Origin of the sequence: Pseudomonas sp. BIGb0558 (assembly GCF_024807515.1) — a bacterium.
GTDB lineage: Bacteria > Pseudomonadota > Gammaproteobacteria > Pseudomonadales > Pseudomonadaceae > Aquipseudomonas > Aquipseudomonas yamanorum_A.
The window spans coordinates 179,688-201,097 of sequence record NZ_JANUEW010000003.1; the positions used below are offsets into that span (position 1 = coordinate 179,688).

Annotated in this window: 19 protein-coding genes and 2 pseudogenes; 10 read left to right on the top strand and 11 right to left on the bottom strand. The window is 62.4% G+C overall.

Translation table 11 applies throughout. The annotated features are described in order from the left end of the window. Positions 1 to 94 precede the first annotated feature (94 nt). Positions 95 to 1,063 carry a DMT family transporter gene (locus tag M2400_RS06830; protein WP_259196167.1) on the top strand — a complete coding sequence of 323 codons (969 nt, stop codon included), beginning with the start codon at positions 95 to 97 and terminating at the stop codon, positions 1,061 to 1,063. On the opposite strand, the gene M2400_RS06835 is transcribed toward M2400_RS06830, so the two are convergent. Together M2400_RS06835 and M2400_RS06840 are read right to left on the bottom strand one after the other, a co-directional pair. Continuing rightward, positions 977 to 1,348 (bottom strand): VOC family protein, encoded by a 372-nt coding sequence (locus tag M2400_RS06835; RefSeq protein ID WP_177120654.1) that lies wholly within the window; start codon positions 1,346 to 1,348, stop codon positions 977 to 979. The two genes, M2400_RS06830 and M2400_RS06835, sit on opposite strands and share 87 nt — an antisense overlap. Positions 1,349 to 1,495: 147 nt before the next feature. Next, a complete protein-coding gene (locus M2400_RS06840; protein WP_003219061.1) occupies positions 1,496 to 1,810 on the bottom strand; it encodes a helix-turn-helix domain-containing protein in 315 nt (104 codons plus the stop codon). Positions 1,811 to 2,120: 310 nt separating this feature from the next. On the opposite strand from M2400_RS06840, the pseudogene M2400_RS33490 reads away from it, so the two are divergent. The 3 genes and pseudogenes from M2400_RS33490 to M2400_RS06850 form a co-directional block, all read left to right on the top strand. Then, a pseudogene (locus M2400_RS33490) lies at positions 2,121 to 2,549 on the top strand (PAS domain-containing protein); the annotation flags it as partial. Between the two features lie 795 nt (positions 2,550 to 3,344). Beyond that, positions 3,345 to 3,836: pseudogene (locus M2400_RS33495) on the top strand (methyl-accepting chemotaxis protein); the annotation flags it as partial. An 18-nt stretch (positions 3,837 to 3,854) separates the two neighbouring features. Next, on the top strand, positions 3,855 to 5,546 hold the full coding sequence (locus M2400_RS06850; RefSeq protein ID WP_259196165.1) for a bifunctional diguanylate cyclase/phosphodiesterase: 1,692 nt from the start codon (positions 3,855 to 3,857) through the stop codon (positions 5,544 to 5,546). 50 nt (positions 5,547 to 5,596) lie between these two features. Here the strand turns inward: M2400_RS06850 and M2400_RS06855 are convergent, their stop codons facing one another. Continuing rightward, positions 5,597 to 6,346: an ABC transporter substrate-binding protein gene (locus tag M2400_RS06855; RefSeq protein WP_259196164.1), complete on the bottom strand. Its 750-nt coding sequence runs from the start codon at positions 6,344 to 6,346 to the stop codon at positions 5,597 to 5,599. Positions 6,347 to 6,479: 133 nt separating this feature from the next. Here M2400_RS06855 and dnaX point away from each other — a divergent pair, with 133 nt between their 5' ends. The 5 genes from dnaX (at position 6,480) to M2400_RS06880 (ending at position 12,299) form a co-directional block, all read left to right on the top strand. Then, positions 6,480 to 8,537 (top strand): DNA polymerase III subunit gamma/tau, encoded by a 2,058-nt coding sequence (gene dnaX / locus M2400_RS06860; RefSeq protein WP_259196163.1) that lies wholly within the window; start codon positions 6,480 to 6,482, stop codon positions 8,535 to 8,537. Positions 8,538 to 8,580: 43 nt separating this feature from the next. Next, on the top strand, positions 8,581 to 8,919 hold the full coding sequence (locus M2400_RS06865; protein ID WP_003193199.1) for a YbaB/EbfC family nucleoid-associated protein: 339 nt from the start codon (positions 8,581 to 8,583) through the stop codon (positions 8,917 to 8,919). Between the two features lie 299 nt (positions 8,920 to 9,218). Beyond that, positions 9,219 to 10,253 (top strand): NADP-dependent oxidoreductase, encoded by a 1,035-nt coding sequence (locus M2400_RS06870; protein WP_177045725.1) that lies wholly within the window; start codon positions 9,219 to 9,221, stop codon positions 10,251 to 10,253. A gap of 66 nt (positions 10,254 to 10,319) precedes the next feature. Continuing rightward, positions 10,320 to 10,922 carry a recombination mediator RecR gene (gene recR / locus M2400_RS06875; protein ID WP_003219049.1) on the top strand — a complete coding sequence of 201 codons (603 nt, stop codon included), beginning with the start codon at positions 10,320 to 10,322 and terminating at the stop codon, positions 10,920 to 10,922. A 228-nt stretch (positions 10,923 to 11,150) separates the two neighbouring features. After that, on the top strand, positions 11,151 to 12,299 hold the full coding sequence (locus M2400_RS06880; RefSeq protein WP_259196160.1) for an acyl-CoA dehydrogenase family protein: 1,149 nt from the start codon (positions 11,151 to 11,153) through the stop codon (positions 12,297 to 12,299). A 150-nt stretch (positions 12,300 to 12,449) separates the two neighbouring features. On the opposite strand, the gene M2400_RS06885 is transcribed toward M2400_RS06880, so the two are convergent. Continuing rightward, positions 12,450 to 12,998 carry an adenine phosphoribosyltransferase gene (locus M2400_RS06885; RefSeq protein WP_177045721.1) on the bottom strand — a complete coding sequence of 183 codons (549 nt, stop codon included), beginning with the start codon at positions 12,996 to 12,998 and terminating at the stop codon, positions 12,450 to 12,452. Positions 12,999 to 13,078: 80 nt separating this feature from the next. Continuing rightward, on the bottom strand, positions 13,079 to 13,813 hold the full coding sequence (gene fnr, locus M2400_RS06890; protein ID WP_003219044.1) for a fumarate/nitrate reduction transcriptional regulator Fnr: 735 nt from the start codon (positions 13,811 to 13,813) through the stop codon (positions 13,079 to 13,081). Between the two features lie 153 nt (positions 13,814 to 13,966). On the opposite strand from fnr, the gene M2400_RS06895 reads away from it, so the two are divergent. Further along, positions 13,967 to 14,440 carry a hypothetical protein gene (locus tag M2400_RS06895; protein WP_259196158.1) on the top strand — a complete coding sequence of 158 codons (474 nt, stop codon included), beginning with the start codon at positions 13,967 to 13,969 and terminating at the stop codon, positions 14,438 to 14,440. A gap of 5 nt (positions 14,441 to 14,445) precedes the next feature. Here the strand turns inward: M2400_RS06895 and hemN are convergent, their stop codons facing one another. The 6 genes from hemN to ccoG all read right to left on the bottom strand — a co-directional run bounded on the left by hemN (position 14,446) and on the right by ccoG (position 21,370). Beyond that, entirely contained in the window at positions 14,446 to 15,828 is a 1,383-nt protein-coding gene (gene hemN / locus M2400_RS06900) for an oxygen-independent coproporphyrinogen III oxidase (RefSeq protein WP_259196157.1), read from the bottom strand. A gap of 103 nt (positions 15,829 to 15,931) precedes the next feature. After that, positions 15,932 to 16,615 carry a sulfite exporter TauE/SafE family protein gene (locus tag M2400_RS06905; RefSeq protein WP_259196156.1) on the bottom strand — a complete coding sequence of 228 codons (684 nt, stop codon included), beginning with the start codon at positions 16,613 to 16,615 and terminating at the stop codon, positions 15,932 to 15,934. Further along, positions 16,608 to 16,826: a cbb3-type cytochrome oxidase assembly protein CcoS gene (gene ccoS / locus M2400_RS06910; protein WP_003219033.1), complete on the bottom strand. Its 219-nt coding sequence runs from the start codon at positions 16,824 to 16,826 to the stop codon at positions 16,608 to 16,610. The genes M2400_RS06905 and ccoS overlap by 8 nt, the downstream gene beginning before the upstream one ends. A gap of 22 nt (positions 16,827 to 16,848) precedes the next feature. Then, a complete protein-coding gene (locus M2400_RS06915; protein WP_177120651.1) occupies positions 16,849 to 19,299 on the bottom strand; it encodes a heavy metal translocating P-type ATPase in 2,451 nt (816 codons plus the stop codon). Between the two features lie 113 nt (positions 19,300 to 19,412). Beyond that, a complete protein-coding gene (locus M2400_RS06920; protein ID WP_259196154.1) occupies positions 19,413 to 19,952 on the bottom strand; it encodes a FixH family protein in 540 nt (179 codons plus the stop codon). Between the two features lie 14 nt (positions 19,953 to 19,966). Next, a complete protein-coding gene (gene ccoG, locus M2400_RS06925) occupies positions 19,967 to 21,370 on the bottom strand; it encodes a cytochrome c oxidase accessory protein CcoG (RefSeq protein WP_177120650.1) in 1,404 nt (467 codons plus the stop codon). Positions 21,371 to 21,410: the final 40 nt, after the last annotated feature.

Sequence of the window (21,410 nt, forward strand, 5' to 3'; positions counted from 1 at the left end):
TCAGTTCCAGTGATTACAGAAGTCAGAAACGGTTAATTGTCCTGCACCTTGGCGGGGCCAAGACTGACGGCATTCCCACTGCTGGACGCCGTTCATGAATACCCCGTCACCTGTAAAGCTTACGCTAGTCACTGCCAGCGTCATCCTCTGTTGGGCGTATTCGCCAATCGGTATTCATATGGCCTTGCACAGCTACAGTCCGGGGCAGTTGGCCCTGGGGCGGTTTCTGATTGCGTCGGTGTTGATGGCCGGCGTGGCATTGGTCATGAGGATCGAGCGGCCGCGTCTGCGGGACTTGCCATGGCTGCTGGTGCTGGGGTTCTTCGGGATTTTCCTGCATCACCTGACCATCAACTTCGGCCAGCAATTTGTTACGGCGGCCGCCTCCAGTGTGCTGGCGCAGTCGGTTCCGCTGTTTACAGTGTTGGTGGCGTTTTTCGCCTTGAAGGAGCGCGTCACCAGCTGGCGCTGGGGTTGCGTGCTGTTGGGGTTGAGCGGGGTGCTGGTGGTGATCTGGGGCGAGCATGGCCTGGGCGAGATTGATCCGCGTGGCTTGATGATCCTGGTGGCGGCGCTGTCGTGGAGCCTGTACTTCACGATCCAGAAACACTATTCGCGGCGCTACAGCCCGCTGACTACCGTGTGCTACACCGTGTGGTCGGGCACGTTGCTCTTGTGTGTCTATTTGCCGGGTTTGCCGGCAGTGGTGTGGCAGGCATCAACGCAAGCCAACCTGGCGGTGTTGTTGCTCGGCGCCTTTCCCAGCGCCCTGGCGTACCTGGCCTGGGCCTATGTGTTGCGGCATGTGGAGGTCAGCCGCGCTTCGGTGGCGTTGTACCTGGTGCCACCCGTGGCGATGGTGATGGCCGCCACGTTGCTGGGCGAGCAGGTTTCGCTGCGGGTGGTGTTGGGTGGCCTGATCGTGCTGGCCAGTGTCGGCGCCATCAGCCTGGAAGGGCGCTGGCGCCGCAAGCCGTTAAGGGTTCACGGTGAAGACCCGCAGGCGGTGGCCGTCGGGGTCCTGGGCGACAAAGGTGTAGCCGAAATCCGCCTCGACCGGTGACTGGATGATGCTCATCCCCAGGTCAACCCAGCGCGCGTGCAGCTCATCGACCGTTGCCACGTCGGCGACGCAGAATCCCACCTCGCCACCGCCAACCGTAGCCTGGGCCGCGGGCTCTACGGTGTGGCGCGACCACAGGCCGAGTTTCACCCCGTTGTCGAGAATGAACAGGGCGAAAGTTGGCCCCAGTTCCACGGGAGGCTTGTCCAGCAACCGGCTATAGAGGTTGGCGCTGGTGGCCGGGCTGTCGACGTACAACAAAAAGTAATGGGCAATGCTATTCATGATGACTCCCTGATAATGCGCAGCAATGGCGCGGCTCAGTCCCTAGTCTAAGGGGCTGTCCTGTCAGTTCATGTCAGGAGTCATCCAGCAAAGAGCAGACAGTCGCGCTGCCTGCTCTTTTTATTGCGTGCACTTGTGTTACGAGCTCTAAGGCTTGGACAAGGCCTGGTCTACCGCTGCGATCAGCTTTCCCAGATCCTTCGGGGTGGCTTTATGAATGACACCGAACAGATAAGCGCGCTGTTCCTCTTCGTCGACCAAATCTGCGAAAAAGACTTTCAGCTTCACTCCCAGCGCCTCTGCGAACAAGAACAGAGCCTCGACGCTGGGTGTATAGGTGCCGGTTTCGAAGCGGCTGATGGTTTTAGGGTCAAAACCGGTTTTTTCACCTAGTTCAGCCTGAGTAAGCCCTGCGACCTTGCGGTAACGTCTGATGGCTGGACCCAAACTTGAAATGTGCATCGCTCAATTCCCATTTAGAATCAAGAACTTAACGATAAATCTTAAAATTAGACAACCGCACGTACCATCACCTTTTCTTGCAAAATGTGATGTAATTCGTAGAATCGGCATCTAGGACAAGTATTTGGTGGTCTCGTTTCAGAAGGCAGGTTTATGAAACAGGAAATCATTGCTTTCTCCTTACTCTCATAAATGTGCCCACAAAACGGACGCTTGGCAGGGACTGAAATGTCGCTCGTCAGTGCCACGCATCATTGCGCCTCACGTGCCGGATACCCGAATTAAAGCCTAGTTGATCATCACTGAATGGATGGTGAATTGCTGTGCAAAATCGTGGGTTTGCGTACCTCTGCGGCCAATCAGCCGATCGACGGCGCAGCCCGACTGGAAATACGAATACGCCTGTCCCGCCTACCCGGTGGTCCAGCGAGCGATCGAATGCTGTCCATGGAGCTTTAACGTGCGTCTCAATTTGCCGGTCACTGCTGTTGAACAGACTTTTGGGGAGCAGCAACGGCTAATTTCCGCGACTGACGTCAACAGCCACATTACCTACTGCAACGCCGAGTTTGCCGCCATGAGCGGCTTTACCCAGGCGGAGCTGATCGGCAGCACCCACAACCTGGTGCGCCACCCGGACATGCCGCCCGCCGTGTTCCAACTGATGTGGAGCTACCTCAAGGCCGGGCACAGCTGGATGGGCGTGGTGAAGAACCGCTGCAAGAACGGCAACTATTACTGGGTCAGTGCCTATGTGACGCCGATTCTCGAAGACGGGCGGCTGACGGGTTACGAATCGGTGCGGGTCAAGCCCACCCGCGAACAGGTGCGCCGCGCCGAAGCGCTGTATGCACGGTTGCAGGCGGGTGGGGCGGCGGTCTCGCCGCTGCGACGCCTGGCGCCCGTGGCCCAGGCCTTGGCTTTGCCACTGGCGGCCGCCGTGGCCAGCCTTGCCGCCTTCCAATGGATCCCCGGCGCGTGGGCCCAGACGCTGACTGTCGGATTGTTTCTGGGGGTAGGCATCTGGGGCCATCAGCGACTGGGGCTACAGCTCAAGCGGATTGTGCAGAACACACCCAATGCTTTTTCCGACCCCATCAGCGCCATGACCTACAGCGACGCCCTGGGCCCCACCGCGCAGTTGGAAATGATCCTGATCAGCGAAGAGGCGCGGCTTAAAACCGCCCTGACGCGCCTCAGCGACCTGGCCAACCAGATGGCCGAAGCCGCGGCCCACTCCAGTGTGCTGTCGAGCACCACCGAGTCGGCACTGCTGGAGCAACGTGCCGAGACCGACATGACCGCCGCAGCCATGACCGAGATGGCCGCCTCCATCGCCGAAGTGGCGGTGCACGTGCAACAAACCGCCAGCGAAGCCCACACCGCCAACACCCTCGCCGAGCAGGGCAGCCAGGTGGCCGGCACTTCCCGCGAGGCAATCCAGTTGCTGGCCGGCACCGTCACCCAGATCAACCAGGCGGTGGGCAACCTGGCCGGGCAGACCCAGCAGATCCAGGTGGCTGCGAGCATGATCCAGGCGATCGCCGACCAGACCAACCTGCTGGCCCTCAACGCAGCCATTGAAGCAGCCCGCGCCGGCGAGCAAGGCCGCGGCTTTGCCGTGGTGGCCGACGAGGTGCGCGCACTGGCGGGCAAGACGCGCGAATCGACCCAGCAGATCCAGGGCATCATCCAGAACCTGCGGGCCGGCGCCGATGAGGCGGTCGAGATCGCGAGCCTGGGCATCCACGAAGCCGAGCAGGGTGTGCAGCAAGTGCTTGAGGCGCAACAGGCGCTGCAAGGCATTCGCCACGCGGTGGAGCGAATTACCGACATGAGTCAGCAAATGGCTGCTGCCTCACAGGAACAATCCCACGTCGCCGAGGAAGTTTCACAACAGATCAATAACGTCGCCGCCACGGTGCAAAAGACAGCGGGCACTGCCAACGCTGCAGTCACCCGTGGCCGGGAACTCGAAAGCATCTCTTCCGGGTTGCGCGCCCTGGTCGAGCGGTTCAACCGCTAGCCACAGTGAGCCTGACTCATGGACGAGAAATACCGCAGGGCCGTGGATGCAGCCGCCATTTTCTCCGAGACTGACCTGGCGGGCTGCATCACTTACGTCAATGACCAGTTCTGCGCCATGTCCGGCTACGGGCGTGACGAGTTGCTGGGGCAAAACCATCGGATTCTCAGCTCTGGGCTGCACCCCGCGGGGTTCTTCCAGGGCATGTGGCAAGCCATCAGCGAAGGCCGGGTGTGGCGTGGGGAAATCTGCAACCGGGCCAAGGATGGAACCCTGTATTGGGTGGACAGCACCATGGTGCCGCTGCTCGATGAGAAGACCGGGCTGGTGCAGAAGTATGTGTCGATCCGCTTTGATGTCAGCGAAAAGCGCCAATTGCTGCACACGCTGCAATGGCGGGTCGGCCACGACGTACTGACGGGCTTGCCGAACCGTGCCTACCTGTCCGAGTTGCTGAACCAGTCCCTGGAATTCTCCCGCAACGAAGACATCCCGCTGGCGCTGTGCATGCTCGACCTGGACGGCTTCAAGGCGGTCAACGACGGCTATGGGCATGCCTGTGGGGACCTGTTGTTGGTGGAGGTGGCCACGCGGCTGCGGGAGATCATTCGCGGCGAAGATGTGGTGGCCCGGCTGGCCGGTGACGAATTTGTGCTGATCCTGCGTTACGTGCGGGATATCGACGAGCTGAACGCGGCCTTGCTGCGCATCCTCAAGGCGATCTCCGAGCCGTATTCGATCCAGGGTGCGGAGCTGAACGTGTTCGCCAGCATCGGCGTCACGCTGTTCCCTCTGGATGACGAGGACGCCGACACCCTGCTGCGCCATGCCGACCAGGCGATGTACGTGGCCAAGCAGAGCGGGCGTAACCGTTACCAGTTGTTTGACGTGTCCCTGGAGCAGGAGGCCAAGGCCAGCCACCAGACCGTGGAGCAGATTCGCCAGGCCTTGGCGGCGGGGCAGTTGTGCCTGCATTACCAGCCCAAGGTCAACTTGCGCAGCGGCACGGTGGTGGGATTCGAGGCGTTATTACGCTGGCAGCACCCGGAGCGTGGGCTGGTGACGCCAGGGGATTTCCTGCCGCTGATCGAGCAGACCGACCTGATTGTCGACATCGGAGAATGGGTGATCGCCCAAGTGCTGGAGCAGATGCATCACTGGCAGGTGCAGGGGCGCTGGTGGTCGGTGAGCGTGAACATCGCGGCGCGGCATTTCCAGCGCGAGGATTTTGTCGAGCGCCTGCAAGACTTGCTGGCGCAATACCCGCAAGTGGAGCCGCAGCGGCTGGACCTGGAAATCGCCGAGTCAGTGGCCATCGACAATATCCAGCGCGTTACCCAGCACCTGGAAGCCTGCCAGGCGTTGGGCGTGCAGTTTTCCCTGGATGATTTTGGCACTGGCTATTCCTCCCTCAGCTACCTCAAGCGCCTGCCGACCCAGACCATCAAGATCGACAAGTCGTTTGTGCGCGACATCCTCCACGACAAGGACGACCTGGCGCTGACCAAGGCGGTGATCGGCCTGGCCCGGGCGTTTGGCCGCGAAGTCATCGCCGAGGGCCTGGAAACCCTGGAGCACGGGCAGTTGTTGATGCGCATGGGCTGCGAAGTGGCCCAGGGCTATTTCATCGCCCGGCCGATGCCGGCGGGGGAGGTGCCGGGTTGGGTCGAGGGATTTGCGCCGCCGCCGCAGTGGCAAAAGCTCGAGTGATGTTCACTGTGGGGAGGGAGCTCCCTCCCCACAGAGTAAATCAGATGATCTTAAGGGGCGGGGGCGCTGTCCCCGGTGTACAGCTGGATGATTTCATCAATTTCGCCGGACATTTTCATGCGCAACAAGGTGCGCAGAATCTGTTGCCCGGGCACCTGCGGATCGTTGCGCACATAGCAGCCCAGGCTTTGCTCCTCGATCACGGCCACGGTGTGCAGGCGCTGTGTGGGCGGTAGTTGCTGATTGAAACGGTCGAGTATCCATTCATTGGTCACCGCATACTTGAAGCGCCCGGCCACGAGCTTTTGCAGCACCTGCTCCTCACTGCGGCTGTCGTCGCGGGTGAACTGGCCGCTGGCGAAGCTCGGTTCCAGGGGCGGGTAGCTATAGCCGAGCACCGTGCCGATATGTTGCGGTGCAAGGCTGTCCAGCCGCACTGACAGCGGCGGCACGTGGGCAGTCGCCAGCACATTGCGTTGCACCATCAGCGGGATGCTCCAGGTGTAATCGCCCGACAGGTTGTTCAGCCACGCGGGTGTCACGTAGCAGCGCACATCAACGTCCCCACGCTCCATGGCGGTGTCGATGCGCGCACGGGGCAATACATGGAATTTTGCGGGGCGCCCGACCTGAGTTGCCAGGCTCAACATCACGTCATACAAAATACCCTGGGTCGGCTGGCCCTGGTCGAGTTGCACCATGGGCATGGTCCAGCTGTCGGAAATGGAGAAACGCAGGGGTGCGGGTGCCGCCAGGCTGACCGTGGCAATCATCCACAAGGCGCCCAGGACTGCGCGCATAAACTCTCCGGGTTCAGCCTTTTATAGGCTTGGTTAGAGCAGCTTAGTCAGATTAGACGAGCGTGCCGGATGCAATTTCCCCCTTGCTCCGCTAGCATTACCCGCTTCCGCTTCCCAGTTGCGACGGTTTTCGATGAGTTATCAGGTTCTTGCACGTAAATGGCGTCCGCGCTCGTTCCGCGAAATGGTCGGCCAGACCCATGTGCTCAAGGCTCTGATCAATGCCTTGGACAGCCAGCGGCTGCACCACGCCTACCTGTTCACCGGTACCCGCGGTGTGGGCAAGACCACCATTGCCCGCATCATCGCCAAGTGCCTGAACTGTGAAACCGGCATTACCTCGACGCCGTGCGGTACGTGCTCGGTGTGCCGGGAAATCGACGAAGGGCGCTTTGTCGACCTGATCGAGATCGACGCCGCAAGCCGCACCAAGGTCGAAGACACCCGCGAGCTGCTCGACAACGTGCAGTACGCGCCCAGCCGTGGCCGCTTCAAGGTCTACCTGATCGACGAAGTGCACATGCTTTCCAGCCACTCTTTCAACGCGCTGTTGAAAACCCTGGAAGAGCCGCCGCCCTACGTCAAATTCATCCTGGCCACCACCGACCCGCAGAAACTTCCTGCAACGATTTTGTCGCGGTGCCTGCAGTTCTCCCTGAAAAACATGACCCCGGAGCGGGTGGTCGAGCATTTGACCCACGTGCTGGGGGTCGAGAACGTACCGTTCGAAGACGACGCCCTGTGGCTGCTGGGGCGTGCCGCCGACGGTTCGATGCGTGACGCCATGAGCCTCACCGACCAGGCCATCGCCTTCGGTGAAGGCAAAGTCATGGCCGCCGACGTGCGCGCCATGCTCGGCACCCTCGACCACGGCCAGGTGTTCGATGTGCTGCACGCGCTGATCGAAGGCGACGCCAAGGCATTGCTCGAAGCCGTGCGCCACCTGTCCGAGCAAGGCCCGGATTGGAATGGAGTGCTCTCGGAAATCCTTAATGTGCTGCACCGCGTTGCCATCGCCCAGGCCTTGCCTGAGGGTGTCGACAACGGCCATGGCGACCGCGACCGCGTGCTGGCCCTGGCCCAGGCGCTGCCGGCCGAAGATGTGCAGTTCTACTACCAGATGGGCCTGATTGGCCGGCGTGACTTGCCGCTGGCACCCGACCCGCGCGGCGGCTTTGAAATGGTCCTGCTGCGGATGCTGGCCTTTAGGCCCGCCGACACGGCGGATGCGCCGAGACAGCCGCTAAAGCCAGTGGGGATCAGCCAGGCCACAGTTGATTCCGCCAAACCAGTGGCTGGCCCGGCTGTTGTCGCGCCAGTGGTTGCGCCGCCTGCGCCGGTTGCTCCGGCACCGGCCCCTGTTGTCGCCGAGCCGGTGGCGCCTGTGGTGGCGCCAACGCCTGCGGTTGAGCCCGCGCCCGTGCCGGAAGTCGATCTGCCGTGGAATGACCCGGTAGAAGCCGAGGTCGAGCTGCAGCCAGCCGTCGAGCCAGTGCTGGAAACCACCAGTGAGCAGCCTGAACTGACACCCATGCCAGCGCCGACCCCGGACAGCGTGGTGCCGGACGCCCCCGAATGGGTGTCGGCCCCGGTGCCGGAGCCGACCGTCGCTCAAGTGGACGCCGCCACTCCGGGCACCGACCTCGACGACGAGCCGCCGCTGGACGAAGACTACATCGAGCCGGACATGGACTCGGCCTACAGCTACCTGGACGACCTGGCCAGTGAGCACACCGCCGAGCCCGCCCCGGAGCCTGAGCCGGAACCGGCTGCCATGCCGGCCACCGGCCTGGCGCTGCAATGGCTGGAGCTGTTCCCGAAACTGCCGATTTCCGGCATGACCGGCAGCATCGCCGCCAACTGCACGCTGATTGCTGTCGATGGCGACCATTGGTTGCTGCACCTGGACCCGGCCCACAGCGCCCTGTTCAACGCGACCCAGCAGCGCCGGCTCAACGATGCCCTGAACCAGTTCCACGGACGCACGCTGACCATCAGCATCGAGCTGATCAAGCCCGAGCAGGAAACGCCGGCCCAGGCGGCGTCACGTCGCCGGGTCAACCGCCAGCGCGAGGCTGAAGAGTCGATCCACGGTGATCCGCTCATCCAGCAGATGATGGAGCAGTTTGGCGCGGTGGTGCGTCACGATACTATTGAACCTGTAGAAGCCCCGGTTCCCCAGGCGTCATAAGCCGGGGCCAATAATTGATCCACGTACTTTTGAGGTGATTCCCATGATGAAAGGTGGCATGGCCGGCCTGATGAAGCAGGCGCAGCAGATGCAGGAAAAGATGGCCAAGATGCAGGAAGAACTGGCCAACGCCGAAGTCACCGGTAAAGCCGGTGGCGATATGGTCAGCGTGGTGATGACCGGTCGTCACGACATCAAGCGCGTGAGCATCGACCCAAGCGTATTGCCGGGCGTGGGCGAAGACGACCTGGAAATGCTCGAGGCGCTGTTCGCCGCGGCCGTCAACGACGCCGTGCGCAAGATCGAAGCCAACAGCCAGGACAAAATGTCCGGCGTGACCGCTGGCATGCAACTGCCGCCGGGTATGAAGCTGCCGTTCTGATCGGCAAGCCCGCGACTGAAGATGCCAGGCCCCGTGCCTGGCATTTTTTTGCGCGGAATATTTTCCGCATACGCATACGCATACGCATACGCATACGCATCCGTAGCAGCTGCCGAGCGCCAGCGAGGCTGCGTCGGCGGCGACTCGGTCCCGCGTCTGGCATGAAGACGGCGGTGCGGCTAACGTAGCCTCGCTGGCGCTCGACAACTGCTACGGGAGTTTTGTCGAACCCTGGACCCTCTCTTGGGGTCTGCACCCTATACCGTTGAATTCAATCACCGATAGAAGGAGCCTCGCTGATGACCGAATCACTGACCCTCAACCAGCGCATCGTGCTGGTCTCACGCCCCCACGGCGCACCGGTGCCGGAAAACTTTCGCCTGGAACGCGTCGCGCTGCCGGAACTGGCCGACGGCCAAGTCCTGCTGAAAACCCTTTACCTGTCTCTGGACCCGTACATGCGCGGGCGCATGAGTGATGCACCGTCCTACGCCGCGCCGGTGGAAATCGACGAGGTGATGACCGGCGGCGCTGTCAGCCGTATCGAGCAATCCCGTAATCCCAAGTTCGAGGTGGGTGACCTGGTGGTCGGTTCCACCGGCTGGCAGAGCCACAGCATCTCCGATGGCCGCAACCTGATACCGGTGCCCAAGGGCCTGGCGAGTCCTTCGATGGCATTGGGCGTGCTGGGCATGCCCGGGATGACCGCCTATATGGGCCTCACGGACATCGGCCAACCCAAGTCCGGGGAAACCCTGGTGGTGGCGGCGGCTTCCGGCGCGGTGGGCTCGGTGGTCGGCCAGGTGGCGAAGATCAAGGGCCTGCGGGTGGTCGGCGTGGCGGGTGGTGCCGACAAGTGCCGCTATGTAGTGGAAGAACTGGGCTTTGATGCCTGCATCGACCACAAGGGCGACAACTTTGCCGAGGAGCTGGCCCAGGCTTGCCCGAAGGGTATCGACATCTACTTTGAAAACGTCGGTGGCAAGGTATTCGACGCGGTCGTGCCGCTGCTGAACGCCAAGGCGCGCATTCCCTTGTGCGGACTGATCGCCGGCTACAACGCCCACGAAGCCCCCAGCGGCCCCGACCGGCTGCCTGCGTTGCAACGTACCTTGCTGACCAAGCGTGTGCGGATCCAGGGCTTTATCGTGTTCGATGACTATGGCGACCGCCAGCCGGAGTTCCTCAGTGCCATGGCGCCGTGGGTGCGGGACGGCAAGATCAAGTTCCGCGAGGACGTGGTGGAAGGCCTGGAGCAGGCACCTGAAGCCTTTATCGGTTTGCTGGAGGGGCGCAACTTCGGCAAGTTGGTGGTGCGCGTCGCACAAGATTGAGCATTTGACGCTAATCCGGGGCGCGGGTATAAACCGCGTCTCGTTGTTTTGTCGGACCTTTCCCCCATGAGCTTCAGCCCCCTGATTCGTCAACTGATCGACGCCCTGCGCACTTTGCCGGGCGTGGGCCAGAAAACCGCCCAGCGCATGGCGCTGCAACTGCTGGAGCGTGATCGCAGCGGCGGCTCCCGACTGGCCCAGGCCTTGAGCCAGGCCATGGAAGGGGTAGGCCACTGCCGCCAGTGCCGCACCTTGACCGAAGAAGAACTGTGCCCGCAATGCGCCGACCCTCGCCGCGACGACACGCTGCTGTGTGTGGTCGAAGGGCCGATGGATGTGTATGCGGTGGAGCAGACCGGTTACCGCGGGCGCTACTTTGTGCTCAAGGGCCACCTGTCGCCGCTGGACGGGCTGGGGCCGGAGGCCATCGGTATTCCGCAACTGGTGACGCGGATCGAGGAGCAGGGGACCTTTGTCGAGGTGATCCTGGCCACTAACCCGACGGTGGAAGGCGAAGCGACAGCCCATTACATCGCGCAATTGCTGACCAACAAGGGCCTGATCACTTCGCGTATCGCCCATGGCGTGCCGCTGGGTGGCGAGCTGGAGCTGGTGGATGGCGGAACCCTGGCGCATTCATTTGCCGGGCGTAAGCCGATCGCCCTCTAAAAACACCGCAGAACGACATGTGGGAGCTGGGCTTGATGTGGGAGCTGGCTTGCCTGCGATGCAGACAACTCGGTCTTTCAGTTAAACCGAGGTGATGCTATCGCAGGCAAGCCAGCTCCTACATTTGATCTCTACTGTTCATCTAAGTCTTCGTCAGGCTCCGCCTTGTATCTTGATAGCCAAGCAAGCGCTTGGTAAGTTCGCTCCACCTTCCCGTGGAGCTTGCCGATGTCTGCCTATCAGGAATACTTCGACCCCAGTCACCAATTGGTTCGCGACAGCGTGCGACGTTTCGTCGAGCGCGAGATGTTGCCGGGCATCGAGCTGTGGGAAGAAGCCGAGAGCTTCCCCCGGGAGTTGTACCTCAAGGCCGGCGCCGCCGGGATCCTGGGCATCGGTTACCCCGAAGCCCTGGGCGGCAGCCACGAAGGTGATCTGTTCGCCAAGGTCGCCGCCAGCGAAGAGCTGATGCGCTGCGGCTCTGGCGGCGTGGTGGCGGGGTTGGGCTCGCTGGATATCGGTTTGCCGCCGATCGTCAAATGGGCCCGGCCCGAGGTGCGCGATCGCGTTGCGCCGCAGGTCTTGTCCGGCGAGAAGATCGCCGCCCTGGCGGTCACCGAGCCCGGCGGCGGCTCCGACGTCGCCAACCTGCAAACCCGCGCCGTGCGCGACGGCGACCATTACCGCGTCAGCGGCAGCAAAACCTTTATCACCAGCGGCCAGCGTGCCGACTTCTATACCGTGGCGGTGCGTACCGGCGGGCCGGGCTTTGGCGGTATCAGCCTGCTGTTGATCGAAAAGGACACTCCGGGCTTCACCACCGGTACGCCACTTAAGAAAATGGGCTGGTGGGCGTCGGACACTGCCGAGCTGTTCTTCGACGATTGCCGCGTACCGGTAGGAAACCTGATTGGTGTCGAGAACATGGGCTTCGCCTGCATCATGGGCAACTTCCAGAGCGAACGGCTGGCCCTGGCATTGATGGCCAACATGACGGCGCAGATGGCCCTGGAGGAGAGCCTGAAATGGGCGGCCCAGCGTGAGGCCTTCGGCAAACCCATCGGCAAGTTCCAGGTACTCAAGCATCGCCTGGCGGAAATGGCCACGGCGGTGGAGGTCTCCCGGGAGTTCACCTACCGCCAGGCCGCCAAGATGGCCGCTGGCAAGAGTGTGATCAAGGAAATCTCCATGGCCAAGAACCTCGCCACCGACACCGCGGACCGCGTGACCTACGACGCTGTGCAGATCCTCGGCGGGCAGGGTTACATGCGCGGCAACCTGGTGGAGCGGCTGTATCGCGACAACCGCATCCTGTCCATTGGTGGCGGGACTCGGGAGGTGATGAACGAAATCATCAGCAAGCAGATGGGTTTCTAGAAAGCGCTTTTGTGGCGGGGGGGCTTGTGTGGCGAGGGAGCTTGCTCCCGCTGGGCTGCGTAGCGGCCCCAAGATCTTTGGGAGCGCTGCGCACTCCAGCGGGAGCAAGCTCCCTCGCCACACAAGCTCCCTCGCCACACGAGTCCCGGCTTACTGATCAGTCAGCGCAAACTGCGTCAGGCAGAACGTAGGAATACCCATGTCTTCCAGGCGCCGGGACCCACCCAGCTCCGGCAGATCAATGATCGCCGCTGCTTCGAAAATCCGTGCGCCCATGCGCCGCGCCAGGTTGGCCGCCGCGATCAGCGTGCCGCCGGTGGCGATCAGGTCATCGAACATCAGCACCGAATCCCCTTCACACAGGCTGTCGGCGTGCACTTCCAGGAACGCTTCGCCGTACTCGGTCTGGTAACCCTCGGCCAGCACGTCAGCCGGCAGTTTGCCTTGCTTGCGGAACAGGATCAGCGGTTTGTTCAACTGGTAGGCAATGATCGAACCGATCAAAAAGCCCCGGGCATCCATCGCGCCGATGTGTGTGAACTCGGCTTCGACGTAGCGGTGCACGAAGGTATCGGCCACCAGGCGCAAGGCCTTGGGCGACTGGAACAGCGGCGTGATGTCGCGAAAGATCACCCCAGGCTTGGGGAAGTCGATGACTGGGCGAATCAGGGATTTGATGTCGAACGAATCGAAGACCATCGTCGAAGAGTCCTGGGGCGGAAAACGGACTCGAAGTATACCTGCGGCCCAGCCGATTGGCTCGGCCGCAAGCGTCTGGATCAGCCGTCGAGCGAGCCGCCAGCCAATGCGCAGAGCTGGATCGGGTCGAGGATATGCACTTCCTTGCCTTCAGCCGCAATCAACTCGTTCTGCTGGAAGCGGGTGAAGACGCGGGACACGGTTTCCACCGCCAGGCCCAGGTAGTTGCCGATTTCGTTGCGCGACATGCTCAGGCGGAACTGGTTGGCCGAGAAACCCCGGGCGCGGAAACGCGCGGAGAGGTTGACCAGGAAAGTCGCGATCCGCTCGTCGGCGGTTTTCTTCGACAACAGCAGCATCATCTGCTGGTCGTCGCGGATTTCCCGGCTCATCACGCGCATCAGTTGGCGGCGCAACTGTGGCAATTGCAGGGCCAGTTCGTCCAAACGTTCGAACGGGATTTCACACACCGAGGTGGTTTCCAGGGCCTGGGCCGACACCGGGTGAATCTCGGTGTCCATGCCCGACAGCCCGACCAGCTCGCTGGGCAGGTGGAAACCGGTGATCTGTTCTTCGCCGCCATCGCTCAGGCTGAAGGTTTTCAACGCGCCCGAGCGTACTGCATAAACGGAATCAAACTTGTCGCCCTGGCGAAACAGGAACTCGCCTTTCTTCAGTGGGCGACCGCGTTTAACGATCTCGTCCAGCGCTTCCATGTCTTCCAGATTCAACGAAAGTGGCAGGCAGAGGGGGGCCAGGCTGCAATCCTTGCAATGAGCCTGGCTATGAGCGCGCAGTTTAACTGGCTCGGACATTTCTTAAATCCTTGTGGGAAAACACACATAAGACGTAAGGGTACCGCACTGGGGGATGATCAGGCCAGCGTGTACAAAAAAGCAGCAACGGTATAAAGGTTTATGTATCGGCGCCGATACATAAGTGTCTCTCTATGAGCTGGAGCTCAGATCATGTCAGTCAGCACTGTCCAAAATCCGGTTATCAACGTGCCCGCGGTGTCGGTTTGGAAGGCTGCCGATGCAGCCAAGGAAAAAGACGACGCCGCCAAGGTGCCGGCTTCTGAAACCAAGGTCACCGAAGGCGTGAAGGTCACTATTTCCGGGGCGGGGATGGGCATGGCCTCTGCGAAGAAATCCTCCAATAGCGATATTGATGAGAGCAGCCTGAGCGACAGCGCCAAGCAACTGTTGAAAATGATCCGCGAGCTGAAAAAGCAGCTTGCGCAGAAGATGGCCGAGCTCTCCGCAGCCATGGCCAACACCTCCCTGAGTCCGGAGGCACGCCAGGCCAAGGTGGCAGGCTTGCAGGGCGACGTGGCGACCATCCAGGCCGGCTTGATGACAGCCCAGACGCAATTGGCCAAAGTCTTGAAAGACGAGACGCCTCAGGCCCAGATGGAAGCAATGAGCCTGATGGCGAAGTAACACCCTCAGATCACCCGCGAAAATCGTTGCCGGTTCTGATGCTCCAGATAGGCATCGAACACCATGCACACCGAGCGCACCAGCAGGCGTCCCGCCGGTAATACGCGGATGCCCTGTGGGTCGACTTCGATCAGCCCGTCCTCGCTCATTGCTTCCAGCTGTGGCCAGAGTTCGTCGAAATAGCCGCGAAAATCGATATTGAAGGCTTGTTCGATCTTCTCGAATGTCAGGCTGAAGTTGCAGATCAGCTGCTGGATCACCTCCCGCCGCAACCGGTCATCCGTGGTGCACAACAAGCCCCGGCTGGTGGCCAGTTGTGCGCCAGCCAGGGCGTTCTGGTAGTGGTTCAGGTCGCTGCTGTTCTGGCAGTACAGGTCGCCAATCTGGCTGATCGCCGACACCCCGAGCCCGATCAAGTCGCAATGCCCGTGAGTGGTGTAGCCCTGGAAGTTGCGTTGCAGGGTGCCTTCTTCCTGGGCGATGGCCAGTTCGTCATCCGGCAGGGCGAAGTGGTCCATGCCGATGTAGCGGTAGCCGGCGTTGGTCAATTGTTCGATGGTGGTTTGCAGCATCAACAGCTTTTCGGCCGGTGACGGCAGGTCCTCGGTATTGATCCGTCGCTGGGGCATGAACCGTTCCGGCAGGTGCGCGTAGTTGAACACCGACAGGCGATCCGGTTGCAGCTTGATCACTTCCTCCACCGTGCGGGCGAAGTTCAGCGGCGATTGCTTGGGCAGGCCGTAGATCAGGTCGATATTGATCGAACGAAATTGCAGGGTGCGCGCCGCGTCGATCACCGCCCGGGTTTCTTCCAGGCTTTGCAGGCGGTTCACCGCGCGCTGCACGTCGGGGTCGAGGTCCTGCACGCCGATGCTGACGCGGTTGAAGCCCAGTTCCCGCAGCAGGCCCATGGTTGCCCAGTCGGCTTCCCGCGGGTCGATTTCAATCCCGTAGTCGCCGGAATCATCGTCCAGCAGGTTGAAGTGCTGGCGCAGCCGGGCCATGACCTGGCGCAATTCATCGTGGCTGAGAAAAGTCGGGGTGCCACCGCCAAAATGCAGCTGCTCCACCGGCTGTTTCGGGTCGAGGTGGCAGGCCACCAGTTGGATCTCCTGCTCCAGGCGTTGCAGGTAGGCGTGAGCCCGCCCTCGGTCCTTGGTGATGACCTTGTTGCAGGCGCAGTAGTAGCAAATATTCGCGCAGAACGGCACATGCACATACAGCGACAATGGCCGGACGGCCTTGCGACTGTCGCGCAGGGCGTGGAGCAGGTCGAAGGTGCCGACCTGGCTGTCGAATTGTACGGCGGTGGGGTACGAGGTGTAGCGCGGCCCCGCCAGGTCGTAGCGGTGAATCAGATCAGTGTCCCAACGAATGGCGTCGAGCATGCGGGCGTTCCCCCGGATAGGCTAGTGGGCCGAGTCTAGGGGCTGGGTGCAGGGGCCATCTTGATTTGCATCAACGGGGAGCGGCGCTATGCCACATGGCGATCTAATGGCCCATCAGCCAGTGCTGGTGGGGGCCGGGCAACGTCCATAGGCCAAACACAATCACCAGCAGGCCACCGGTCATGCGCACACTGCGTTTGCGCAACAGTGCAGTGACACGCTCGGCCGCCAGCCCGGTGGCCAGCAGTACCGGCCACGTGCCGAGGCCGAAGGCGAGCATCAACACCGCACTGTCCAGCGCATTGCCCTGGCTGGCCGCCCACAGCAGGGTGCTGTAGACCAACCCGCATGGCAGCCAGCCCCAGAGCGCGCCCAGCAGCAAGGCCCGGGGCAGGCTGGACACCGGCAGCAAGCGGTTGGCAATCGGCTGGATATGGCGCCACAGGCCGCGCCCGAGGCGTTCGATACGTGTCAGGCCGCTCCACCAGCCGGCCAGGTACAACCCCATGCAGATCAGCAACAGCCCGGCGAGGATGCGCATGAACATCGCCGCCGGGCTGTTGGCCACCGCCCAGCCGGCGAGGCCGATCAGCAGGCCGGCGGTGGCGTAGCTGAGGATACGTCCCAGGTTGTAGGCCAGCAGCAGGCGAAAACGTCGGCTGCGTTGCTCCTTGGGAATCGCCAGGGTCAGCGCGCCCATCAGGCCGCCGCACATGCCCAGGCAATGGCCGCCGCCCAGCAGGCCGAGGATCACCGCCGAGACCAGCAGGGGCGCGAGTTCAAGCATGGGGCGGGTCTTTCGGCTTGGGCGGTTGCTCAGGGCCGTTGGCTTCATCGACGGCGGCCAGGTGATTCGGGTCCTGGTCGTCGAACAGCACGCTGTGGGCCGGGCCGTCGAGGTCGTCATACTGGCCGCTGTCCACCGCCCAGAAGAAGATGTATATGGCGATGGCCACGATCAACAGCGCCGCCGGGATCATCACGTAAAGAGCTGGCATCTGCACTCCATGCCCGGGCGGCTCACGCCGGCAGCGGACGGGTTACGGGGGCGGGGCTCGCGGCTGGCGTGCTCGGCATGCGAGTCAGGCGCAGGGCATTGAGCACCACGGTCAACGAACTGAGGGACATGCCGATCGCGGCCCAGATCGGGGTGATCCAGCCGAGGGCGGCAAACGGCAACATCAGTCCATTGTACAGCCCGGCCCACAGCAGGTTCTCAATGATTACCCGGCGGGTGCGCCGGGCCAGGGTGAAGGCTTGCACCAGGGCATCCAGACGGTTCGACAGCAGCACTGCGTCGGCGCTGGTCTTGGCCAGGTCGGTGGCCGAGCCCATCGCCACGCTGATGTCGGCAGCGGCCAGTACCGGCACGTCGTTGACCCCGTCGCCGAGCATCAGCACCTTGCGGCCTTCCTTGTGCAACTGTTGCAGCATGTGCAGCTTGTCGTCGGGGCGTAGGCCGCCGTGGGCTTCGTCGATCCCCAGTTCAGCCGCGACACTGGCGACCATCGGCGAGCTGTCCCCCGAGAGCAGCAACGTGCGCCAGCCGCGGGCCTTGCAGGCGGCGAGCAAGGCTGGCGCGTCGCTGCGCAGGCGGTCGTCCAGGACAAACCAGGCCAGGACGCCGTCGGTATCGCCCAGCAGCAGCCATTGGCCGGCGTCCTTCGGCGAGGCGGGGAGGGCGCAACCGCTCAGTTCGCAGACAAACCCCGGCTGGCCAATGCGCAACTGGCGGTTGCCGACGCGTCCTTCCAGGCCCAGGCCCGGCGTGCTGAACACCTCGTCCGCCGCCAGTGGTGCACGGCCAAATGCGCGGGCGATCGGGTGTTCGGAGCGTTGTTCCAGCGCGGCGGCAAGGCTCAGGCATTCGTCGCTGCCCAGCACGCCCAGCGGACGAATCGCACGCAAAGCCAGGCGGCCTTCGGTGAGGGTGCCGGTCTTGTCGAAAATCACTGTGTCGATCTGGTTCAGGCCTTCCAGCACGTGGCCACGGGTCAGCAGCAGACCGAGTTTGTGCAGGGTTCCGGTGGCCGCCGTCAGGGCGGTGGGCGTGGCCAGGGACAGAGCGCAAGGGCAGGTCGCAACCAGCATCGCCAGGACGATCCAGAAGGCTCGCGATGCATCCAGCTCCCACCACAGCAAGCCGATCACTGCCGCGGCGATCAACGAGCACAGCAGGAACCATTGGGCGGCGCGGTCGGCGATTTCCGCCAGCCGGGGTTTCTCTGCCTGTGCGCGCTCCAGCAGGCGCACGATGGCCGACAGGCGCGTGTCGTGGCCCAGGGCACGGACTTCGACGGTCAGTGCGCCTTCAACGTTGAGGGTGCCGGCGGTGACGGCATCGCCGACCTGTCGTGGCTGCGGCAGGTACTCGCCGGTCAGCAGGGATTCGTCGATGCTCGACTGGCCATCGAGGATGATGCCGTCTGCCGGCAGCACTGCTCCGGGATGTACCAATACCCGGTCGCCCAGGGCCAGCTCGCTGAGCAGGATGCGTTCACTTTGCCCGTCGGCACTCATGCGCAGGCACGAGGCCGGCAGCAGGTTGACCAACTGTGCGGTGGCCGCCGCCGTACGTTCCCGGGCGCGGCGCTCCAGGTAGCGCCCGGCCAGCAGGAACAGGGCAAACATGCCCACCGCATCGAAATACAGCTCCCCGGTGCCGGTAATGGCGGTCCAGATCCCGGCCAGGTACGCACCACCGATGGCCAGCGACACCGAAACATCCATGGTCAGGTGGCGGGTGCGCAGGTCACGCATCGCGCCTTTGAAGAACGGTGCGCAGCTGTAGAACACGATTGGAGTTGTAAGAAACATCGCGACCCAGCGCAGGATCACGTGCAGTTCCGGGCTCAGGTCGATATTGAATTCCGGCCAGGTGGCCATCGTCGCCATCATCGCCTGGAACCACAGCAGCCCGGCCACGCCCAATTGGCGCAAGGCCAGGCGGTTTTCGCTGGCCAGCTGTTCGGCGGCGCGGTCGGCTTGATACGGGTGGGCGGCGTAGCCGATATGGCGCAACTCGCCGAGCAGTTGGCTCAGTGGCAATTGCCCGTCGGCCCAGCGCACGTGCAGGCGGTGGTTGGACAGGTTCAGGCGCGCCTCGGCCACGGCGGGCAGGTTGCGCAGGTGTTTTTCGATCAGCCAGCCACAGGCGGCGCAGCTGATGCCTTCCATCAACAGCGTGGCTTCCGACAGCTCGCCGTCGTGGCGTACGAAGGGTTTTTGCACATCGGCGCGGTCATACAGCGCCAGTTCGTCCACCAGTTGCACCGGCAGCGCCTCGGGGTTGGCCGAGGCTTCACTGCGGTGCTGGTAATAGCTTTCCAGGCCACCGGCGACAATCGCCTCGGCCACCGCCTGGCAGCCCGGGCAGCACAGCTCGCGGGACTCGCCGAGGATCACGGCGGTGAACCGGCTGCCGGGCGGCACGGGCAGGGCACAGTGGTAGCAAGGGATGGGCGTGGTCATGGTTTGAATCTATGGTGGCGGGTAGGGCCTCATCGCGGGCAAGCCCGCTCCCACAGGGGAATGCATTCCAAATGTGGGAGCGGGATTGCCCGCGATGCGCGGAGCGCGGCTTTTTATTTTTTCAGGTCTTCAGCACCCTGCAGCGGCTCGTCGCCCAGCAGCAAATCCTTGTCATGGCTGACCTGTTCTTCTTCAAACATGCGCCAGGTCCGGTTGCCTTCCACGCCCAGCAATTCGACGAAGCGGCGGCCTTCGACCTTGTCGGTCACCTGGCCGATGTAGCGGCCGGGTTCGCTGTCGCTGCGGGTCAGGATGATCTTGCGATCCTTCTCCGGCTGGGTCGGCGAAATCAGGTTCAGTTCCAGGGTGCCGGGCCCGCTGTTGCCGGTCAGGTGCAACTCGACTTCGCCGGTCAGCTCGTCCAGGTGCACCTTGGCGCGCAGTTGCAGGGTCTGGGCCAGCAGTTCGCGGTCCAGGGAGCGGTTGATGCCTTTGCCCGCCTCGTAGTAGTTGTCGTTGACCAGGTTATCGGGGTTCTTCACCGCGATGGTCACCATGGACAAGGTCAATGTCACCGAGCAGGCCAGGATCCCGATGATGATCCAGGGCCAGAGGTGCTTGTACCAGGGGCTTGCGGCAGTAGCTGCGGGCATTGTTGTGCTCTCTATTAACGAACTTGTGGGCCGATGAATCGGCTCTTGGCTTCAATGTGGACGCTGTCGTCATCGGCATCCCTGAGGATGAATTTCACCTCGTTGGTGCTCGAAGGCAGTTGTTCCGGCGCGCTGGACAGCTCCACCGGCATGCTGAAAATTTCCCCGGCAGCCACCTTGATCTCGCGTCGGCCTTGCAGCTTGAGGTCTGGCAGGCCGGCGGCGTCGAGCACGTAGGTGTGGTCGCGCTGGTCCTTGTTCATGATCTTCAGGCTGTAGACGTTTTCGATCCGGCCTTCGGCGTTTTCGCGGTACAGCACGCGGTCCTTGCTGACGTCGAAACCCACCAGCGAACGCATGAAGAACGCGCCCGCCAACAAGCTGATCATTGCCAGCAGCACCAAGGCATAACCGATCAGGCGCGGGCGCAGCTTATGGGTTTTCTGCCCTGACAGGTTGTGCTCGGTGGTGTAGCTGATCAGGCCGCGAGGGTATTCCATCTTGTCCATGATGTTGTCGCAGGCGTCGATGCAGGCCGCGCAGCCGATGCATTCGATTTGCAGGCCGTCTCGGATGTCGATGCCGGTGGGGCACACCTGCACGCACATCGTGCAGTCGATGCAATCCCCCAGGCCCTCGGCCTTGTAGTCGATGCCTTTTTTGCGCGGGCCACGGGTTTCGCCACGGCGCGGATCGTAGGAAACAATCAGGGTGTCCTTGTCGAACATCACGCTCTGGAAGCGCGCATACGGGCACATGTAGATACACACTTGCTCGCGCAGCCAGCCGGCGTTGCCGTAGGTGGCGAGGGTGAAGAAACCGACCCAGAAGTACGACCAGCCATCAGCCTGGCCGGTGAAGAAGTCGAACACCAGTTCACGGATCGGCGAGAAGTAGCCGACGAAGGTCATGCCGGTGACAAACCCGATGATCAGCCACAGGCTGTGCTTGCTGAACTTGCGCAGGAATTTGTTGGCGCTCATCGGCGCCTTGTCCAGCTTGATGCGCTGGTTGCGGTCGCCTTCGGTGACCTTTTCGCACCACATGAAGATCCACGTCCACACGCTTTGCGGGCAGGTGTAGCCGCACCAGACGCGGCCGGCATACACCGTGATAAAGAACAGGCCAAACGCCGCGACGATGAGGATGCCCGACAGCAGGATGAAATCCTGGGGCCAGAAGGTCGCGCCAAAAATGAAGAATTTACGCTCCGGCAGGTTCCACCAGACGGCCTGGTGACCACCCCAGTTCAGCCACACGGTGCCGAAGTAGAGCAGGAACAAAGCCGCGCCTCCGAGCATGCGCAAGTTGCGGAACAGGCCGGTGAAGGCGCGGGTGTAGATCTTCTCTCGCGAAGCGTAGAGGTCGACGGTTTTGGCAGGCGGGGTAACGTTATGTACCGGTATCTGGTCGCTCATCATTGCATCCCACGGCGGTGGAGATTTGCCTCGGCCAGTA

Excerpts from the sequence above, each read along its gene's own strand:
- M2400_RS06885 (WP_177045721.1), bottom strand. The coding sequence starts at position 12,998 with ATGGTCTTCGATTCGTTCGACATCAAATCCCTGATTCGCCCAGTCATC.
- M2400_RS06855 (WP_259196164.1), bottom strand. The coding sequence starts at position 6,346 with ATGCGCGCAGTCCTGGGCGCCTTGTGGATGATTGCCACGGTCAGCCTG.
- ccoS (WP_003219033.1), bottom strand. The coding sequence starts at position 16,826 with ATGCCAGCTCTTTACGTGATGATCCCGGCGGCGCTGTTGATCGTGGCC.
- M2400_RS06915 (WP_177120651.1), bottom strand. The coding sequence starts at position 19,299 with ATGACCACGCCCATCCCTTGCTACCACTGTGCCCTGCCCGTGCCGCCC.
- M2400_RS06905 (WP_259196156.1), bottom strand. The coding sequence starts at position 16,615 with ATGCTTGAACTCGCGCCCCTGCTGGTCTCGGCGGTGATCCTCGGCCTG.
- fnr (WP_003219044.1), bottom strand. The coding sequence starts at position 13,813 with ATGTCCGAGCCAGTTAAACTGCGCGCTCATAGCCAGGCTCATTGCAAG.
- hemN (WP_259196157.1), bottom strand. The coding sequence starts at position 15,828 with ATGCTCGACGCCATTCGTTGGGACACTGATCTGATTCACCGCTACGAC.
- M2400_RS06835 (WP_177120654.1), bottom strand. The coding sequence starts at position 1,348 with ATGAATAGCATTGCCCATTACTTTTTGTTGTACGTCGACAGCCCGGCC.
- dnaX (WP_259196163.1), top strand. The coding sequence starts at position 6,480 with ATGAGTTATCAGGTTCTTGCACGTAAATGGCGTCCGCGCTCGTTCCGC.
- ccoG (WP_177120650.1), bottom strand. The coding sequence starts at position 21,370 with ATGAGCGACCAGATACCGGTACATAACGTTACCCCGCCTGCCAAAACC.
- M2400_RS06920 (WP_259196154.1), bottom strand. The coding sequence starts at position 19,952 with ATGCCCGCAGCTACTGCCGCAAGCCCCTGGTACAAGCACCTCTGGCCC.
- M2400_RS06880 (WP_259196160.1), top strand. The coding sequence starts at position 11,151 with ATGTCTGCCTATCAGGAATACTTCGACCCCAGTCACCAATTGGTTCGC.
- M2400_RS06840 (WP_003219061.1), bottom strand. The coding sequence starts at position 1,810 with ATGCACATTTCAAGTTTGGGTCCAGCCATCAGACGTTACCGCAAGGTC.
- M2400_RS06870 (WP_177045725.1), top strand. The coding sequence starts at position 9,219 with ATGACCGAATCACTGACCCTCAACCAGCGCATCGTGCTGGTCTCACGC.
- M2400_RS06830 (WP_259196167.1), top strand. The coding sequence starts at position 95 with ATGAATACCCCGTCACCTGTAAAGCTTACGCTAGTCACTGCCAGCGTC.
- M2400_RS06895 (WP_259196158.1), top strand. The coding sequence starts at position 13,967 with ATGTCAGTCAGCACTGTCCAAAATCCGGTTATCAACGTGCCCGCGGTG.
- M2400_RS06865 (WP_003193199.1), top strand. The coding sequence starts at position 8,581 with ATGATGAAAGGTGGCATGGCCGGCCTGATGAAGCAGGCGCAGCAGATG.
- M2400_RS06850 (WP_259196165.1), top strand. The coding sequence starts at position 3,855 with ATGGACGAGAAATACCGCAGGGCCGTGGATGCAGCCGCCATTTTCTCC.
- recR (WP_003219049.1), top strand. The coding sequence starts at position 10,320 with ATGAGCTTCAGCCCCCTGATTCGTCAACTGATCGACGCCCTGCGCACT.